This is a genomic window from Streptomyces sp. NRRL S-118, assembly GCF_000716335.1.
In the GTDB taxonomy this organism is placed as follows: domain Bacteria; phylum Actinomycetota; class Actinomycetes; order Streptomycetales; family Streptomycetaceae; genus Streptomyces.
The window spans coordinates 63,244-80,582 of sequence record NZ_KL591018.1 but is presented as its reverse complement, the minus strand read 5'-3'; the positions used below and the strand labels follow the sequence as shown (position 1 = coordinate 80,582).

Genomic DNA, 17,339 nt, shown 5'->3' with positions numbered 1-17,339 from the left:
CGGTCCCGTGCGTCTGCGCGGACGCCCGCGCAGGCCCCCTCCGTCCCCGGTTGCCCGGACTTCCGGCGGGAGTGACGGTGGAGGGGAGGTGGCCCGGGCAGTCAGGAAGTGGGTGGCCATGCGTGCACTCGTGTACCACGGACCGGGGAGAATTTCCTGGGACACGTTCACCGATCCGGGGATCGAGGCGCCGACCGATGCGATCGTGCGCGTCGACGCGACGACCGTCTGCGGCACCGATCTGCACATCCGGCAAGGCGACCTGCCGGAGGTGAGGGCCGGGACGGTCCTGGGCCACGAGGCCGTCGGCGAGGTGATGGACGTCGGCAGCGAGGTTCACTCCGTCACCCCGGGCGACAGGGTGATCGTGTCGTCCGTCTCGGCGTGCGGAAGCTGTGAGTTCTGCAGGGACAGCATGTACGGGCAGTGTCGCGGTGGCGGCGGGTGGATCCTCGGGAGCCTGGCCAACGGTACCCAGGCCGAGCTCGTACGCGTGCCCTTCGCCGATCATTCCACCTGGCGGTGGCCCGCCACGCTGGCGCGTGATGACGCCGTCCTGTTCGCCGAGGTTCTCCCCACCGCCTACGAGGTCGGCGTCCGCAACGGGCACGTGGCCCCCGGCGACACTGTCGTCGTCGTGGGCGCCGGCCCCGTGGGGCTCGCCGCGGTCATCATCGCGCGGATCTACTCACCGCGCAGGATCATCGCCGTGGACAGGTCCCCTTCCCGGCTGGAGGCCGCCATCCGGCTCGGGGCGGACTCCGCGGAGCTCCCCGGACGACTGATCGCCGACCTGGCCGAGGGGCCCGGTGCCGAAGTCGCCATCGAGGCCGCCGGTGATCCGGACAGCTTCGTCCTGTGCACTCGCATCGTGCGCCCGGGCGGGCACATCGCCAACATCGGCATGCATGGCAAACCGGCCTCGCTGCATCTCGAGTCCTTGTGGCGTACGAACCTCACCATCAGCACCGGCCAGGTCGACACATCCTCCACACCCTGGCTGCTCGACCTGATGGCGGCCGGGCGCCTGCCCGTCTCGGAGCTCGTCACCCACTCCATGGGTCTGGGGCGAATGGAGGAGGCGTACGAGGTCTTCTCCCAGGGCACCGAGACCGGCGCCCTGAAGGTCGTGCTCCACCGAGAGTGATGTCGGGCGCTGAGCCGGCTCGGCCCGTGTGGGCGGCCCGCGGGAGCGGGGTCACCAGGGAGGCAGGGATCGGCGTCGGGAGGGTCGCCCGTCCCGCGACCTCGCCGGAGGACATGGCCCTGCTGCATCTCACCGGCGCAACCACCGGCACCGGACATCGCATGCCTGGGTGAAACGCCCGGACAGGACGACCTCCGAGTGCGCCCGGCGGTCAAAGGCGACTCGCTGACAACGCCGCTGCGCCGATCAGAGCCAGCCAGCCGTTCAGCCCGGCCGCGTCCGTAGCCCCGCAGGTGAAGCCGACATGACCGTCCGGGCGCACGGCCATCAGCCCCTGCCCCGGGCTGTTCATCAAGCGAAGGACGTCGACGTCCGGTCCGGACGTCGCGTCCGGCAGCGGATCGGCGTCCCGCTGCAGGAGCAGGTGCACACCAGGACGGGCCAGTAGGTGGTGCAGCCGCTGCGCAGGCCCCCCGGCACTGACGGTCGCGTCCGGCAGGCGGTCTCCCGGGCGAGGAGCACCGCGGAGGCGCGGTGTCCCCTCCACCGACAGGGGGCTGTTGCGGTAGCTCACCCGCAGCTGGGAGATGACACGGATGCCTTCGGCGACCAGCCGTCGTCGATCCAGGAGGACAGGCACGGCGGGCGCGCCGATAGGAGCCGCGACCGCACGCAGCCACGACGGGACGCGTCCGGTAGACGCCTCGGCCCAGAACGCCGCGTGCGTCAGGAGCAGGCGCCGGTGGGCAACCGGTCTGCGTTCCCTGTCGTAGGAGTCGAGCAGCACTTCGGCGCCGAGTTCATCCGCCGGTTCGCCGTCGCAAGCGCGCACCGCGAAACCGAGCTTCCAGCCCAGGTTCACCGCGTCCTGGATGCCCGCGTTCATACCCTGGCCGGTGGCGGGTGAATAGTTGTGAGCCGCGTCCCCCAGGAGGAAGAGCCGCCCCCGGCGGAACCTCCGGGCCAGGCGGTACTGCAGCGGCACCCGGGCGGACCACGCGAGCCGCTCGATCGTTGCGTCCAGACCGACGTCGGTCAGGAGTCGTTGCAGCTCCGTGCGAGGAACCGCCGGGCCGGGCTGGCCGAAGGCCGCCCCGTGAGCTCCGCCGGACGCCCGCGTGGCCAGCAGTCGCCAGGCGGCCCGTTCCCCGAGGGGGAAGAGGAGCAGCAGTCCTCGGCGCCCCGCGAAGGCTTCGGCTCCGCCGCAGCCGGGGGCCCGGCTGAGGTCGATGTCGGCGAGGACCGCCTCCACGGCGTAGGGCCTGCCGTGCCACCCGATGCCGGCGCAGGCCCGCACGGTGCTGACCGGGCCGTCGCAGCCCGCGACGTAGGGACAGCGGATCATCTCCGTGCCCGCCCCGGAGCGCAGTACCGCGTCCGCGCCGTGCCTGCCGTCACGCACGGCGAGCAGTTCGGTTCCCCGCTCCACCTCCACCCCGCGGTCGGCGAGGGCGGTGGCCAGCACCCTCTCGACGTCCGCCTGCCGGATCAGTGACAGGTACGGGAAGGCCGTGTCCGGGAGCGCGAGGTCCCCCAGCCCGGCCCTCACGACGCGCGGGCCGAGATGGAGACGTGCCGTCGGGGCGGTGTCCGCGAGCCCCAGCAGGGCGTCCGTGACGCCGAGCGGACGCAGCCCCTCCAGGGTGCGGGGGTGCAGGATGAGTGCGCGGGAGGGCCGGAACGCCTCGGGGCGCCGCTCGACGACGCGCACGTGCGCGCCGTGGTCACGGGCCTGGAGCGCCAAGGTGAGGCCGGTCGGGCCGGCCCCGACCACGAGGACGTCCACCGCCCCCGTCATGTCGTGTCCTGGACGCGCCACCACGCCTCGGTGCCGTCCGGCCCCAGGCCCCCGGCGCGCCCCGGGTCGGTGAGGAACTCGTCGCGGCGCAGTCCGGGCAGTACGGCGTAACGGATCGACCCCGGCACACTGACCAGCGCCAGCACCCGCCACAGGCAGCGCGCATAGTGCTCGGCGCGTTCCGGGCCGTCCCACTCGTACACACCGCGGTAGCGGTCGCGCTCGTCGTGGGCCAGCCACAGCTTGGACGTGAAACCCGGAAAGCCGACGAACAGCGGAGTGTTCAGCAGGCTTTCCTTTCGGAAGACGGCGTGGCCGGGCCCGCCGACCAGGCGCAGCCGGAAGGCGACCACCAGGGTGCACGGGTCTCTCGCCAGGCCACTGCCGAGGCGGGTCTCCCGGTACACCGGGGCCGAGGTGTCGTCGGCGAAGTGGAGGCGCAGGCCCAGCCGTTCCTTCGGCGAGTGGACCCGGCAGCGTGCGAGCAGCGCGGAAGAGGCGAGGAAGCATTCGGCGACGCCGAGCCACGCCTCTCCGTGACCAAGGGGGCTTTGTTCACCCATGGTGGTGGCCTCCTCCCGATGGTGCGGAAGGTCTAGGGGGTGTGGGGCACCACGGCCAGCGGGCAGGCCGCGTGATGGATCATCGCGTGCGTCACGGGTCCGAGGCGCATACCGGCGTCGGCCCGGTGACCGACGACGAGGAGGCTCGCGTCTTCGGCGGCGAGCCGCAGGCAAGGGGCGGGACGCTCCTCGGCCAGCCGCTCCGTGACCGCCACCTCCGGGTACTTCTCTCGCCACGGGTGCAGTGCGGCGGCCAGGGACAGCCTCGTCGCGTTCCGCATGGTGTCGGCCTCCGCCGGCGACACCGGGTCACCCGTCCGGCCGTGGAGGCGGAGAGCAGGCGCTTTCCATGCGTACACCGCCGTCAGCGACGCAGCCCTTGCCTTCGCCGCCTCGAAGGCGAACGACAGCAGTTCCTCACCGGGATGCTCCAGGTCGAGGCCGAGGACGACCCGCCGGAACGGTGTGCCGGGGGACACCGCGCCGGAGGAGGCATGGGCACGTTCGTCCTGTGCCCGCTCGCCGGCGCGGACGAGCACGACCGGGCCTCGCGCCCGAGCCGTGACGTCCAATGCCACGGAACCGACCATGAAGCCCTCCAGACTGCTGAACCCCTGCGATCCGAGGGCCAGCAGGGTGGAGGACTCCGCCGCCGCCAGGAGGGCCGCCGTGGGTGCCTCCGCAGTGCGGCGGGGGACCAGACGCAGGCCGGGGTGGTCCGCCAGAAGCCTCCTGCCGATGAAGTCCAGCGCTCGGTCCTCACGCTCCGCCGGTACGTCGATCTCCGGCAGACGCGTCCGCAGTGCCGGCTCGTAGCCGGCCTGCAGCAGGGTCAGCGGCAGTCCCCGGAGCAGCGCCTCACGAGCGGCCCACGCGGCGGCGGCATTGCTCTCTGCGGAGCCGTCCATGCCTGCGGTGATCGTCTTGCGCATGACGCGCCTCCCGGTGGCGTCGCGGCTGTACGGGGGGCTCCGGTGACCATGTCGCCGTGGCAGGGGCAGTCACAGTCACAGCAGAAGGCGAAAGGAGCCCATCCACTTCTCGCGGATCCTGATTGCGCGGTGCACGGTTCGTGTCCGCTCCCCCGCGCCTCTGTCGGGGCTCCTTCCGTCCATTACAGGAAATCACCGTCGCTGCCTGGCCACCAGGGCCTACCGGCCCCCTCTCATGGCCGGCCGGCACAGTCGGCGCCGGGGGGACGGGCAGCCGCCTGCGGAGCCCGCGGTCGCGCTCTCCCTCGGGGCGCCGCCGGGTCGGACCCGTATCCGCCCGCCGTCACCTCGTCACGCGGTCACACTGACCTCGTCGTGCTTGGGGCCGCCCAGCACCACCTTGAGGGCTCCGGTGTGCGCCGCGCCGGAGAAGACCTCGTACGCCTCCTCCATCTGCCCCAGCTCGAACCGGTGGGTCACCATCGCCGAAGCGGCCGGGAGCCTCCCGGCGGCCATCATGCGCAGCAGCAGCGGGGTGGAGTGGGTGTCGACGAGCCCCGTGGTGATCGTCACGTCCTTGATCCACAGATCCTCGAGGTGGAGCGCGGCCGGCTTGCCGTGGACGCCGACGTTGGCGACATGCCCTCCCGGCCGGACCATGCGCGTGCACTGTTCGAACGCCTCGGGCACTCCCACGGCTTCGACCACGACATCGGCGCCCAGGCCGTCGGTGAGGTCCATGACCAGCTGCTCCGGGCCTTCGGCGGCGCTGACGGTGGCGTCCGCGCCCATGGAGCGCGCGGCTTCGAGCCGGGATTCCGCGAGATCGACCGCGATGATCCGCCCGGGGGTGTACAGCTGGGCGGTTGCGATGGTGGCGAGCCCGATCGGCCCGGCCCCGACCACGACAACCGTGTCCCCCGGCCGCACGCGCCCATTGAGCACGCCGACCTCGTAGCCGGTGGGGAAGATGTCCGCCAGCAGAACCGCGTCCTCGCTGGTGACGGCGCTCGGCAGGGGGTGCACCGAGAGGTCGGCGAAGGGGACGCGGACGTATTCGGCCTGGGTGCCGTCGATGAGGTGCCCGAGCACCCAGCCGCCGCCACCACGGCACTGCCCGTAGCGGTTCTCCCGGCAGAACCCGCAGCGGCCGCAGGCGGCGATGCAGGAGATCAGAACCCGGTCGCCGGGCCGGACCGTCCGTACGTCGCTGCCGGCCTCCACGACCTCGCCCACCGCCTCGTGGCCCAGGACCGTTCCGGGGGTCACGTCGGGCACGTCGCCCTTGACGATGTGCAGATCGGTACCGCAGATGGTGACGGCCTCGACGCGGATCACCGCGTCGGCCGCGTCCTTGATACCGGGGTCGGGAACGTCCTGCCAGGACGTCCGACCAGGGCCTTGGAACACCAGTGCCTTCATGACGTCGTCCTTCTTTCCTGTTCGCGGTACAGAACCACGGTCCCGCCGCCGCGCCCGGGGCGCCGGGGCCGGTCGGCCTTCGGAAGGGAACGGCCGGACCCCTCCCTCACCGGGCGGGCGGTGCCACCGTGGTACCGGAGGCGGAAGGCCGGAGATGGAACGATCATGGGTGTGGCTCTTCCGGACCGGACAGCGGTGACGCCCACCGGGCCGACCGGCCTTGCCGACGTTCCTCGGGGGCGTCGGGACGGTCACCGGCAGCAGGTTCCTCCTCTGGAGCGATCACGCGCGTGTCCTGCTCGACTGTGGTCTCTTCCAGGGTCTCGCCGGCCTGCGGCGGCGCAACCGGCGCCCGCTCCCCCGCGTCGCCGCGGACGTCCGCCCGGTCGTGGTCACGCACGCGCACCTCGACCATGCCGGCGGTGTACCGCCGCGGCGCCCGCCACCGCCGGCTTCCGTCATTCGGTGACGCGGACGGCGAGAGCCGGGCGGATCGCAGCCGCGCGGCGTGCCGGCCCGATGGTGGCCAGGAGTGAGGCGGCGAAGGTCGCGGCCGCCAGCACGCCGATGCTGGTCCATTCGATGGGGAAGCCTCCCTCAAGGCCCTCGAACGCGGCGCTGTTGCGGTACATGAGCCACGTGGTGAGCACGCCGAGCACGGAGCCGAGCACGATGCCCTCCACGGCGATGAAGGCGCTTTCCCACAGGAAGGAGCGCTGTACCGTCCGGGCCCTGAAGCCGAGGGCGCGCAGGATGCCGATCGTGCGCCGTCGTTCGCGTACGGCGCGGACCATGACCACGCCCAGACCGGTGACACCCACCAGCAGGCCCAGGGCAAGGAAGCCCTGCATCAGGCGGAAGAAGGCGGTGCTGGAGTCGAACTGCTGCCGCACGTCGGACGCGATCGGGGTGGCGACCAGACTCGACGACAGGTGCTCGCCCTGGAGATTGGTCGCGAGGGCGTCGGGAGCCACCCCGGGGCCGGTCCTGACGAGCGCGGAGGCGTTCTGGGCCTGTGCGCCGAAGAGGTCACGGACGCCGCTTTCGCCCATGACGAGGGGGTAGACCGTCGAGCTGGCACCGGTGCCCGGGTAGAAGACCATTCCGTTGGCGAGGACTCCGGCGATGGTCTTCTGTTCGGTCCGGCCGGTACGCGGATCGGTCAGGGCCAGGCTGTCCCCGGGGTCGTAGTAGTCGCCGGCGGGGCCGCCGGTGCTGCCGAAGAGCGCGTCGATGACGACGTACCGCGAGTCGGTGGCGAGGGCCTTCCATACGGCCGCGTCGTCGGGCAGCCCGGCGAGTCGCTCACGGAAGGCGATACCGGTGATCACGCCGTCGGGCACACCGACGACCGCCGTGTCGAGCGGCAGGCTCGTGCGCTGCCCGGGGTCGGTGGCCCGGCCGGTCGCGTTGAGCAGCGGGGTGACGGCGGACATCTCTTCGGCCGCAGGGCCGCGGCGGAGGTCTGTCAGAAGCCGGTCCCTGGCGACCTGGGGGTTGTAATCCAGCCGGAGCGAGTATCCGGCGGTGGCATCGGCGACGGCGCTGTTGACGCTGGCGTTGAGGACGCCCGAGATCTGGGTCAGCAGCACGAGCACGAAGACGATCAGTGTGTACATCACCAGCGTCGCGCCGGTGCGGAACCGCTTGGCGAGGGGGTAGGCGACCGCGAGCCGCGCCGCCAGGCCGGACTCCGAGGGTCGTTCGAGCAAGCGGCGCACCGGTCGCAGCAGGGCTTTCTGGTTCTCGCTGACCAGGAACACGGCCGAGAACGCCGCCAGGCTGCCTTGGATGACGTAGACGGACATCGACGGCGTGTCGAAGATCCGCGGCCGGATGACGGGCGCCAGCAGCGTCCAGCCGAGCACCGCCGCCGCCACCAGCGTGGTGGCCGTGCGCCTCGGCAGCACCCGCAGCAGGGCGGGAGTGGCGAATGCGATGGCGAGGGCGGGCATGAGGTAGGTCTGCTCTGCCTGGCTGCGTGCGACGGCGGGAACGGCCGCGAACGCGCACAGCAGGGCCAGCGTGCTCGAGACGATCAACAACCTGCGGCGAGGTGCCCGTCCCGCTCCCGGTGGAAGGTCACGGATGGCGGCGATGATGTTGAACCGGCTGATCCGCACGGTCGTCGCCAGGATCGCCAGGAACGCGATCAGCAGGCCCATGGCCACGCCGTTGAGGACGCTGGTGGGGGTGACGGCGAAGACGATCTCGATACTGCTCCCGCCGACCGCCCAGCCGCGGAAGATCTCCGCGGCCACCACGGCGACCCCCCAGCCGATGCCGACGCCGATGGCGACCCCGGGCAGCGCGGACAGCAGCGCGTAGGCGGCCCCTTCGAGGGTGAAGGAACCGATCATGCGCGAGCGCTTCATACCGACGGCCCGCAACATGCCCATCTGGGGTTTCCGCTCTTCTCCCAGCATGACGAAGATGTTCACCAGCAGCAGGGCACCTGCGATGATGCTGAAGCTGCCGATCATGAGGAAAAGGGCGCCGAGGGAGTCGCCGGCGGCCTTGGCGTCCCGCAGCACGGTGTGCTTCGGCGTCTCGATAGCGGCCTGGCCGGCGAGCGGGCCCAGCGCTTGGCGGATATCGGCGGTCACTTCGCCGGTCAGCGCATCGCCGCCCTCGACACCGCCGCGGTTGGACACGAAGGTGACCGAGCGCGGCTCCGCTCCGGCCTCGAGGGCAGCGGCGGTGAGAGTGCCGGGAGGCAGGAACGCGTCACGGGTGAGCCTGCCGCCCAGTCCCACGCCTGCCAGGCCTTCCTGCGGAACCACACGCTCCACACGGAACGTGTGCGGTGTCCCGAAGAGGTACAGCGTGATCCGTTCCCCGGGCCCTGTCCGCAGTGACCGGGCCAGTGGGTCGTTGAGCACGACGTGGCCGGGCTTCGGATTGACACCGTCGAGCCCCGAGTCGCCTCCCGCCGCTCCGAAGCGGGACGCCTCCGGGAAGTCCATCTGCCAGGCGAGCACACGTGGTTCGGCGACCGGCCTGCCGCCGGGGCGGCTGGTCGCGGCGGCCTGCGTGGCCTCGGCGTGCAGCACACCGTCGACATCGGGATGCGCGGCCAGTGCGCCCAGACGGTCGACGGCGGTGCGTCCGGCCGGACCGGGAGGTGTGATCACGCGCTCGTCGACCGGACCGAGTGTCCGGTACGCCTCCTGGCGTACCGAGAAGTTCAGGGTGTCACCGACGACCAGGGCGCCGACGATGATGGCCGTCCCGAGCACCGATCCGCTGATCACGAGCGCGGCCTCGGTCTTGCGGCGGGCCATCTGGCGGAAGGCGAGCCGACGGGAGACCGGCTGCCTGAGGGCGACCAGCAGGAGGGCTGCGAGCGCCATGGCGAGGATGATGAGCAGCGGGGCCAGGAGGTCGGGGTACATGGTCAGCCCCGGGGTGGATCGGCTGTGGTGCCGGACAGGGTGACGTGTCGGCGGACATCGTCGACGAGCCGGCCGTCCCGCATACGGATCAGCCGGGGGACGCGGTCACCGATGGCGCTGTCGTGGGTGACCAGGACGATCGTCTGGCCCTCGTCATGGTTCAGCTCGCAGAGCAGGTCCATGACCTGGGTGGCCATCGCGCTGTCGAGGTTGCCGGTGGGCTCGTCCGCCCACACGATCGCCGGGCGGCCGGCCAGAGCTCGGGCAATGGTCACCCGTTGCTGTTCACCGCCCGACATCTCGCTGGGCCTGTGGCCGACCCTGTGACCGAGCCGTACCCGGTCGAGCATGTCCAGAGCCCTGCGCCTGGCCTCGCGAGGCCGGGTGCCGACGAGCAGCAGGGGAAGCTCGACGTTCTCGACGGCGGAGAAGACCGGAATGAGGTTGAACGCCTGGAAGACGAAGCCCATGGTCCGGGCCCGGTGCTCGGTCCGAGCCGCGTCCGACATGGCGAACAGGTCATGGCCGTCGACCACCACCCGTCCGCCGTCGATGTCGTCCAGGCCGGACAGGCAGTTCAGCAAGGTCGTCTTCCCGGACCCGGACGGGCCCATGACGCCGACCAGCTCGCCCGGGCTCACCGTGAGGTCCAGGTCGAGCAGGGCGGGCACCGCCACGGATCCCGTCCGGTAGACCTTCTGCACTCCGGTCGCGATGAGGAGTGGCTGGTGAATGTCCATGCGTCCATACCAGGCCGACACATGCGCTCTCGGCAAGAGCCGCACGGCCTGCACCGGGGCCAAGGGGCCCTGGCGTGCATGCATCCCCATGCGCGCACGAGCCTCCGGGGAAGCTCGAAGCCCCGACGCGAGGGGGCGCGGCGGGGCGTGGTCCTCGTGTGCCCGCTTCCGCCGGCACGTCACGCGCACGCATTCCCGCCGGACTTCCCGCTCCCGCTCGGGGCCCGCCGTCCGAGCCCGCTCCACGGCCTCGGTCACCAGCCGGTCGGCCATCTTCCGCGTCCTGCGGGACCAGCGCCCTGCGAGGGGTCGCTGTCGGTCACAGCGCACGGAGGCCGTGGTCGCGGAACTGTTGGCGTACGCGATCGACCAGAGCGCCGTCGGGGCCCGGGTTGTCCCGGAGGGGGAAGGGAATGCGGAGCGCGTCGTACTTGGATGCGCCGAGCTTGTGGAAGGGGAGGACGTCGACCCGGTCGACGTTGTCCAACTTCGTCAGGAAGCCGGCTAGGCCGTCGATGGCCGCGGGGTCGTCGGTCCAGCCGGGGACGAGGACGTACCGGATCCAGGCGGGTACGCCCAGTCGGTTCAGCCGGGTGGCGAAGTCGAGAGTCGGGGCGAGGTGGCCGCCGGTCAGGCGCCGGTGGACGTCGGCGTCGAAGGACTTGATGTCGAGCAGGACGAGATCGGTGTCGGCCAGGAGCGCGTCGTCGGCCCGGCGGCCGAGGGCTCCGGAGGTGTCCAGGGCGGTGTGCAGGCCGAGCTCCTTGCATCGGCGCAGCACTTCGGCGGTGAAGGCGGGCTGAAGCAGGGGTTCGCCCCCGGTGAGGGTCACTCCGCCGCCCGCAAGGCCGGTGAACCGGCGGTACCGTTCGATGCGGGTGACGACGTCGTCCACGGTGACCTGCTGTCCGTCGCGCAGATGCCAGGTGTCGGGGTTGGCACAGTACAGGCAGCGCAGCGGGCAGCCGTTGAGGAAGAGGACGAACCGGGTTCCGGGCCCGTCCACGCCGGTGGACAGGTCCCAGGAGTGGATGCGGCCGGTGGTCATCGGGCACCGTGGAACGTGCGGTTGATGACGTCCAGCTGCTGTTCGCGTGTGAGTCGCACGAAGTTGACGGCGTATCCGGAGACGCGGATGGTCAGGTCCGGGTACTTCTCCGGGTGCTCCATGGCGTCCTGCAGCGTGGCCCGGTCGAGGACGTTGACGTTCATGTGGAAGCCGCCTGCGGCGGTGTAGGCGTCAAGGATGCCCACGAGGTTCCCGGCGCGTTCCGCGGGGTCGTGGCCCAGGCCCTCGGGTGTGATGGTGGAGGTCAGGGAGATGCCGTCGCGTGCCTGGTCGTAGGGGATCTTGGCGACGGAGAGGGCGGACGCCGCCATGCCGTGGTGGTCGCGGCCGTTCATCGGGTTGGCGCCCGGGGCGAAGGGCGTGCCGGCGCGGCGGCCGTCGGGGGTGTTGCCGGTGTGCCTGCCGTACACGACGTTCGAGGTGATGGTCAGTACCGACTGGGTGTGTTCGGCGCCCCGGTACGTTTCGTGGCGGCGCACCTTGGCCATGAAGGAGCGGACGAGGCCGACGGCGATGTCGTCGGCACGGTCGTCGTCATTCCCGTAGGCCGGGTAGTCGCCCAGGACCCGGTAGTCGACGGCGAGCCCGGTGGCATCCCGGATGACCCGCACCCGGGCGTGCTTGACGGCCGAGAGGCTGTCCGCGGCCACGGACAGGCCCGCGATGCCGCAGGCCATGGTGCGGTGCACGGGGTGGTCGTGCAGGGCCATCTCGATGCGCTCGTAGGCGTACTTGTCGTGCATGTAGTGGATGACGTTCAGCGCGTCGACGTAGGTGGCGGCCAGCCAGTCCAGCATCGTGTCGTACGCCTTCGCGAGCTCGTCGTGGTCGAGGTACTCGCCGGTCAGCGGGGCCGTCGGGGGGCCGACCTGCTCGCCGGTGATCTCGTCGCGGCCGCCGTTGATCGCGTACAGCAGGGCCTTGGCCAGGTTGACACGGGCGCCGAAGAACTGCATCTGCTTGCCCACCGCCATCGCGGAGACGCAGCAGGCGATGGCCGTGTCGTCGCCGGTGCGGGGGCGAAGGAGGTCGTCGGACTCGTACTGGAGGGAGCTGGTGTCGATGGACACCTGGGCGCAGAACCGCTTGAAGCCCTCGGGCAGCCGGGGCGACCACAGCACCGTCAGGTTGGGCTCCGGGGCGGGGCCGAGGTTGTACAGGGTCTGCAGGAAACGGAAGGAGGTGCGGGTGACCAGGGGCCGGCCGTCCTCTCCGATGCCGCCGATGGACTCGGTGACCCACGTCGGGTCACCGGAGAAGAGGGAGTCGTACTCCGGAGTGCGCAGGAACCGCACGATCCTCAGCTTGATCACGAAGTCGTCGACGAGCTCCTGGGCGCGGCTCTCGTCGATGACCCCCTCGTCGAGGTCACGCCGGAGGTAGACGTCCAGGAACGTGGAGGTGCGGCCCAGGGACATCGCGGCGCCGTTCTGCTCCTTCACCGCGGCGAGGAAGCCCAGGTACAGCCACTGGACGGCCTCGTGCGCGGTGGCGGCGGGCCGGGAGACGTCGCAGCCGTAGGAGGCGGCCATGCGTTCCAGCTCGCTCAGCGCCCTGATCTGCTCGGCCAGTTCCTCGCGGTCGCGGATCACGTCCTGCGCGGACGGGATGCCGTCCAGCCGCGCCCGCTCGGCGCGCTTCGCCTCGATCAGCCGGCCGGTCCCGTACAGCGCGACGCGGCGGTAGTCGCCGATGATCCGGCCTCGCCCGTACGCGTCGGGCAGGCCGGTGATGATGCCGGCCTTGCGGGCGCGCAGCATCTCGGGGGTGTAGGCGTCGAAGACGCCGTCGTTGTGGGTCTTGCGGTAGGTGCCGAAGACCGTGGTGACGAACGGGTCCGGTTCGAAGCCGTACGCGCGCAGGCCGTTCTCGACCATGCGCAGTCCGCCGTTGGGCATGATGGCCCGCTTCAGCGGGGCGTCGGTCTGCAGTCCCACGATCAGCTCCTGGTCCCGGTCGATGTAGCCGGGCGCGTGGGAGGTGATGGTGGAGGGCGTCGCGGTGTCGACATCGAGGATGCCCTTGCGTCGCTCCTCGGGGAGGAGGGCGGTGACGGTGTGCCATACGGCGAGGGTGCGGTCGGTGGGACCGGCCAGGAACGCGGCATCGCCCTCGTACGGCGTGTGGTTGTCCTGGATGAATTCGCGGACGTCGATGTGCCGCCGCCACTGGTCACCGGTGAAACCGTGCCACGCGATACCGGTGGGGTCGGCGCCGGCCGGGGGCCGGACGGTCACAGTCATCTCGTCATCTCCAGGGTGCCGGGGCGGGCGGGGGCGGGTGAGCCCGTGGCCTCACCTTCGATGGTCGTCGCCTGCCGTACGGCGGCGGCAGAGCCGAAGAGGCTGGTGGAGCCGCCGAACGGTCCCTGTGTGCCGGACGAGGGAGGGCCGGTGGTCCCGAGGGCGGGGCCGGGGCGGGCGGCCGGCCGTCTCCGACCGCGTTCCGTGCCGGCCCGCCGACGCCACCGTCAGTCGTGCGGCACGACGGCGACGGGAGCCAGGGAGTGGTGGATGACGGCGTGAGTGACGGCGCCGATGTGGGTGCCGATCCGCGCACTCCGGTTGCGGCGTCCGACGACGATCAGCCGGGCGTCCCGCGAGGCCTCGGCGAGGGCCTGCGCGGGCCGGCCCTGGTGGCATTCGCGGACGACGGGGACGTCCGGGTACTTGTCCGTCCACGGGGCCAGCGCCTCGTCGAGCGCCCGGCGCGCGTCCTGGGCCACCTCCGTCATCAGCAGCGGCAGGGCGCCCCACATGTCGGGTCCGTAGATCGTCGGGACGGCCCAGCTGTGCAGCACCCGCAGTCCGCAGGCGTACCGGTCGGCCGCGGCGAAGCCGAAGGCGAGCACCTCGTCACCCGGGCTCGCCACGTCCAGGCCGATCACGATCTCCCCCGCCGGGTCCTCCGCCCGGGACGGGTCGTCCGCCCCGGACGCCCGGTGGGTGTGCGGGCGGACGAGGACGACGGGACGGCGGGCGCGGCCCAGCACGGCCAGCGAGACGGACCCGGCCAGGAACCCTGCCAGGCCGCCCAGGCCGCGGGAGCCCAGTACCAGCAGTTCCGCTTCGTCGCCGGCCGCGCAGAGCGCCTCGACCGTGTCGTTCGAGGTCCATGCCGTCTCGACGTCGAGGGTCGGGTGGCGCCGGCGCAGCCGCCTCTCCGCCGTACCGAGTGTCCGCTCCCCCCAGCCGCGTGCCACGGCCGGGTCGACGAGAAGCGTGCGCGGGTCACCGTCGCCGCACCAGGCCTGGAGCAGGCGCAGGGGCACCGCGCGACGTACTGCCTCCTCGGCGGCCCAGTCCACGGCAGCGAGGCTTTCCCGGGATCCGTCGAGGCCGACGGTGACGGTGCGAGACATGGAGGGCTCCTTGGGGGAAGGGGGGAGAACTGCGCCTCCCACAGTGGTCGGCCGGGGCCGGCCGCACAGGAGGCCACAAGTCCCTGCCGGAGGACAGTGGTCCTCGTTCACGCGACGGAGCGGTTGCGGCCACCGCCTCACGGCCCGAACGGCCGGGACGGAGGGCCGACCGGCCCTCGGCGGGTGAGGGCCGTCCCGCCGATGCTGGGGAACGGAGAGCCGGCCGGAGTGGTCGTGCCCGTCGAGCCGTATGGAGGCATTCCCATGACCCGCGCCGTCGTCGTAGGAGTGGATGGATCCGCTGAGAGCCTGGCCGCGGCCGAGTGGGCGGCGAACGAAGCCGTGCTGCGCGGCGTGCCGTTGCGCGTCGTGCACGCCTGGCTGTGGCAGCCGCTGGACGTGCCCGTGGTGCAGGACAGGGAGACGCAGGCAACGTCGGCCAACGCCGTGCTGCGGGAGGCGGTGACGCGCGTCGCCGGAAGGTACCCGGACCTCGCCGTCGCCTCCGAGGTGGTGGAGGACACGGCCGTGGCCGTGCTGCTGCGGGAGGCCGAGGGCTCCGGCATGCTGGTGCTCGGTTCGCGGGGACACGGCGCCCTGATGGGCTTCCTGCTGGGCTCGTACGGTCAGCAGGTGATCGCCGCATCGGCCCGGCCGGTGGTGTCCGTGCGCGCCCGGGACGGGCAGAGGGTCCGGGCGGTGGGCGGCGAGGTGGTCGTGGGCCAGCAGGGCACGCCGCAGGACAGCGACGCGGTGCTCGGCTTCGCCTTCGAGGCCGCGGCCGCCCGCGGCGCGGCGGTGCGCGCGGTCAGGGCGTGGAGCCTGCCGCCGATCTACGCCTACAGCCCCGGCTCGATGCGCCTCGCGGACGAGGCGGGAGGGCTGGAACCGTTCGAGAGGAAGGCGCTGACGGAGGCCCTGGCGCCGTGGCGCGAGCGGTTCCCGGACGTCCCGGTGACCGAGCACGTCGAGATCGGCAGCGCGGGGCAGGTGCTGCTGTCGGCCCTGTCGGACGCGGAGTTGCTCGTGGTCGGCCGCAGGGCGCGCCGCGGCCCCGTGGGCACCCGCATCGGCTCGGTCGCCCACGCCGCGCTGCACCACGCCCCCTGCCCCGTCGCGGTCGTCCCGCACGACTGACTCGTCGTGGCCCCTGCCGGCACGGCCTCGCGGCTGTGCCGGCACGGACGCCCCCGTCGCAGGGAGCGGGAACGGTACGTGGCGGGGAGGAGGCCGAGTCATGCCATCGGGCACGGCGTCCCGTGGTCACGAGGAGTCCGAGCGTACGGTGCATGGACAGCAGCCCCTGGCGACGCCTTGGAGAAGGCGCCGCCAGGGGCTGTCGCGTCGGTGCGGGTCCGTGTCTCCGGCGGTGCTCGTAACGCGGTGTCAGTACCGCGGGCGGCCTTCCCGCTCCGACGCCGAGCCTCCCTTGCCATCCCGGGCTCCCAGCGCCTGGGTGGCGATGACGGCGGCCTGCACACGGCGTTCGACACCGAGCTTGGCCAGCAGGCGGGAGATGTTGTTCTTGACCGTCTTCTCCGCCAGATAGAGCCGTTTGCCGATCTCACGGTTGGTCAGCCCCTCCCCCACCAGGGCGAGGATCTCCCGCTCGCGTTCCGTCAGACCGGGCAGGCCCTGCGGTTCCTCGGGCTGTTGCGCCCCACCGCGCAGGCGGGCCATGACCCGTGCCGTGGCCCCGGGATCCAGCATGGACTGTCCCGAGGCGACCGTGCGGACGGCGTTGACCAGGTCGGTACCGGTGATCTGCTTGAGGACGTAGCCCGACGCACCGGCCATGATCGCGTCGAGCAGCGCTTCCTCGTCGTCGAACGACGTCAGCATGAGGCAGGCCAGGTCAGGCATGCGGGAGCGCAGCTCGCGGCAGACACTCACCCCGTCGCCGTCCGGCAGCCGCACGTCGAGGACGGCGACCTGCGGGCGCAGCGCGGGGATGCGCACGAGTGCCTGCTCGGCCGTGCCGGCCTCCCCGACCACGGTCAGGTCGGGTTCGGCGTCCAGCAGATCGTGCACACCTCGGCGCACCACCTCGTGGTCGTCGAGGAGGAAGACCTTGACCGGCTCCTTCTCGGTGGGGCCTCCGCTGCTGTCCGTCATCGCACACTCCGTGTTCGCCGTGTCATCCGCCGTCGGCGGATCCACCTGCATGGTGCCGCTCAGTGGGACCTCCCACCAGGGCCGGACGGCCCTGGTCCATGGTCACGCCCTGGAGATCTGCTGCCCTGCACGGTCACGTCTCATGCGACCGGCAGGATCCGGCACCGGCAGGTGGGCCCGCCGTACGGCTGTGGCGCACGTGGCCTCGCCACTCGTCACGCTTCGGCGGGTCGCCGGCGACGAGGGACCTTCGGCCCACTGGTAGGGACCCGCCGCGTCTGCCGTTCTCGATGCGCTTCCTGCTGGACTTCGTGTGCCGGCACGGCCGGGGCGATCAGGGCCCCGGAGATCGCCTGTACGGAGGAAGGCCGCCATGACGACGACCCCCATCAGCCTGACCACGACCCCGCTGGACCCCGGCAGGGTGGCCGTCGCCCTGGCCGGGGAGCTCGACCTCTGCACCGTCGCTCGCATCGAGACGGAGTTGACCCGTCTCGTCGGCGACGCGGGGCGTGAACTGATGGTGGACCTCACCGACGTCACCTTCTGTGACAGCTCCGGCGTCACCCTCTTCCTCCGTATGCACCGCCGCTGTGTGGCGGCCGGTGTTCGCCTGAAGCTGTGCCGTATCCAGCGACTTCCCGCTCGCGTCATCCGCGCCCTGGGCGTGGACCGTACGGTGTTCTGCTCCTTCGCGTGACCGCTCCGGGGCGCGGGACCTGCTGCCGTGGCCGGCGATCCGGCCCGGACCCAAGGGTCCGTTCGGCCCTATTGCCCCGGTCAGGCCCAGGAGACGC

Annotated in this window: 14 protein-coding genes; 4 read left to right on the top strand and 10 right to left on the bottom strand. The window is 71.9% G+C overall.

Annotated features, from left to right (window positions below):
• Positions 1-118 precede the first annotated feature (118 nt).
• Positions 119-1,147, top strand: a complete 1,029-nt coding sequence (locus tag IH00_RS0126540) for an alcohol dehydrogenase catalytic domain-containing protein (protein WP_031077870.1) — start codon at positions 119-121, stop codon at positions 1,145-1,147.
• Between the two features lie 211 nt (positions 1,148-1,358).
• Here the strand turns inward: IH00_RS0126540 and IH00_RS0126530 are convergent, their stop codons facing one another.
• From IH00_RS0126530 to IH00_RS0126515, 4 genes are all read right to left on the bottom strand, one after another.
• The gene (locus IH00_RS0126530) at positions 1,359-2,945 is read right to left on the bottom strand and encodes an FAD-dependent monooxygenase (RefSeq protein ID WP_039947445.1); all 1,587 of its coding nucleotides are present in this window, start codon (positions 2,943-2,945) and stop codon (positions 1,359-1,361) included.
• Positions 2,942-3,508: a hypothetical protein gene (locus tag IH00_RS0126525; RefSeq protein WP_031077868.1), complete on the bottom strand. Its 567-nt coding sequence runs from the start codon at positions 3,506-3,508 to the stop codon at positions 2,942-2,944. The genes IH00_RS0126530 and IH00_RS0126525 overlap by 4 nt, the downstream gene beginning before the upstream one ends.
• Before the next feature lie 32 nt (positions 3,509-3,540).
• Positions 3,541-4,440 (bottom strand): universal stress protein, encoded by a 900-nt coding sequence (locus IH00_RS0126520; RefSeq protein WP_031077867.1) that lies wholly within the window; start codon positions 4,438-4,440, stop codon positions 3,541-3,543.
• A gap of 351 nt (positions 4,441-4,791) precedes the next feature.
• Positions 4,792-5,862 (bottom strand): zinc-dependent alcohol dehydrogenase family protein, encoded by a 1,071-nt coding sequence (locus IH00_RS0126515; protein ID WP_031077866.1) that lies wholly within the window; start codon positions 5,860-5,862, stop codon positions 4,792-4,794.
• A gap of 220 nt (positions 5,863-6,082) precedes the next feature.
• Here IH00_RS0126515 and IH00_RS0126510 point away from each other — a divergent pair, with 220 nt between their 5' ends.
• Positions 6,083-6,331: an MBL fold metallo-hydrolase gene (locus tag IH00_RS0126510; protein ID WP_031077865.1), complete on the top strand. Its 249-nt coding sequence runs from the start codon at positions 6,083-6,085 to the stop codon at positions 6,329-6,331.
• Here IH00_RS0126510 and IH00_RS0126505 read toward each other — a convergent pair.
• The 5 genes from IH00_RS0126505 to IH00_RS0126485 form a co-directional block, all read right to left on the bottom strand.
• On the bottom strand, positions 6,321-9,257 hold the full coding sequence (locus IH00_RS0126505) for an ABC transporter permease (RefSeq protein WP_031077862.1): 2,937 nt from the start codon (positions 9,255-9,257) through the stop codon (positions 6,321-6,323). The genes IH00_RS0126510 and IH00_RS0126505 overlap by 11 nt on opposite strands.
• A gap of 2 nt (positions 9,258-9,259) precedes the next feature.
• A complete protein-coding gene (locus IH00_RS0126500) occupies positions 9,260-9,997 on the bottom strand; it encodes an ABC transporter ATP-binding protein (RefSeq protein WP_039947444.1) in 738 nt (245 codons plus the stop codon).
• Positions 9,998-10,316: 319 nt separating this feature from the next.
• Complete coding sequence (gene pflA / locus IH00_RS0126495) at positions 10,317-11,045, bottom strand: pyruvate formate-lyase-activating protein (protein ID WP_031077858.1); 729 nt, start codon at positions 11,043-11,045, stop codon at positions 10,317-10,319.
• The gene (gene pflB / locus IH00_RS0126490) at positions 11,042-13,309 is read right to left on the bottom strand and encodes a formate C-acetyltransferase (RefSeq protein ID WP_031077856.1); all 2,268 of its coding nucleotides are present in this window, start codon (positions 13,307-13,309) and stop codon (positions 11,042-11,044) included. Before pflB ends, pflA begins: the two co-directional genes overlap by 4 nt.
• 227 nt (positions 13,310-13,536) lie before the next feature.
• Positions 13,537-14,427, bottom strand: a complete 891-nt coding sequence (locus IH00_RS0126485) for a universal stress protein (protein WP_031077855.1) — start codon at positions 14,425-14,427, stop codon at positions 13,537-13,539.
• A gap of 264 nt (positions 14,428-14,691) precedes the next feature.
• Here IH00_RS0126485 and IH00_RS0126480 point away from each other — a divergent pair, with 264 nt between their 5' ends.
• Positions 14,692-15,564, top strand: a complete 873-nt coding sequence (locus IH00_RS0126480) for a universal stress protein (protein ID WP_031077853.1) — start codon at positions 14,692-14,694, stop codon at positions 15,562-15,564.
• Positions 15,565-15,813: 249 nt separating this feature from the next.
• Here the strand turns inward: IH00_RS0126480 and IH00_RS0126475 are convergent, their stop codons facing one another.
• On the bottom strand, positions 15,814-16,542 hold the full coding sequence (locus IH00_RS0126475) for a response regulator (RefSeq protein WP_031077850.1): 729 nt from the start codon (positions 16,540-16,542) through the stop codon (positions 15,814-15,816).
• 373 nt (positions 16,543-16,915) lie between these two features.
• Here IH00_RS0126475 and IH00_RS39055 point away from each other — a divergent pair, with 373 nt between their 5' ends.
• Complete coding sequence (locus tag IH00_RS39055; RefSeq protein ID WP_052411655.1) at positions 16,916-17,242, top strand: STAS domain-containing protein; 327 nt, start codon at positions 16,916-16,918, stop codon at positions 17,240-17,242.
• Positions 17,243-17,339: the final 97 nt, after the last annotated feature.

Coding starts and splice junctions, on each gene's coding strand:
- IH00_RS0126540 (WP_031077870.1), top strand. CDS start 119: ATGCGTGCACTCGTGTACCACGGACCGGGGAGAATTTCCTGGGACACG.
- IH00_RS0126530 (WP_039947445.1), bottom strand. CDS start 2,945: ATGACGGGGGCGGTGGACGTCCTCGTGGTCGGGGCCGGCCCGACCGGC.
- IH00_RS0126525 (WP_031077868.1), bottom strand. CDS start 3,508: ATGGGTGAACAAAGCCCCCTTGGTCACGGAGAGGCGTGGCTCGGCGTC.
- IH00_RS0126520 (WP_031077867.1), bottom strand. CDS start 4,440: ATGCGCAAGACGATCACCGCAGGCATGGACGGCTCCGCAGAGAGCAAT.
- IH00_RS0126515 (WP_031077866.1), bottom strand. CDS start 5,862: ATGAAGGCACTGGTGTTCCAAGGCCCTGGTCGGACGTCCTGGCAGGAC.
- IH00_RS0126505 (WP_031077862.1), bottom strand. CDS start 9,257: ATGTACCCCGACCTCCTGGCCCCGCTGCTCATCATCCTCGCCATGGCG.
- IH00_RS0126500 (WP_039947444.1), bottom strand. CDS start 9,997: ATGGACATTCACCAGCCACTCCTCATCGCGACCGGAGTGCAGAAGGTC.
- pflA (WP_031077858.1), bottom strand. CDS start 11,045: ATGACCACCGGCCGCATCCACTCCTGGGACCTGTCCACCGGCGTGGAC.
- pflB (WP_031077856.1), bottom strand. CDS start 13,309: ATGACTGTGACCGTCCGGCCCCCGGCCGGCGCCGACCCCACCGGTATC.
- IH00_RS0126485 (WP_031077855.1), bottom strand. CDS start 14,427: ATGTCTCGCACCGTCACCGTCGGCCTCGACGGATCCCGGGAAAGCCTC.
- IH00_RS0126480 (WP_031077853.1), top strand. CDS start 14,692: ATGACCCGCGCCGTCGTCGTAGGAGTGGATGGATCCGCTGAGAGCCTG.
- IH00_RS0126475 (WP_031077850.1), bottom strand. CDS start 16,542: ATGACGGACAGCAGCGGAGGCCCCACCGAGAAGGAGCCGGTCAAGGTC.
- IH00_RS39055 (WP_052411655.1), top strand. CDS start 16,916: ATGACGACGACCCCCATCAGCCTGACCACGACCCCGCTGGACCCCGGC.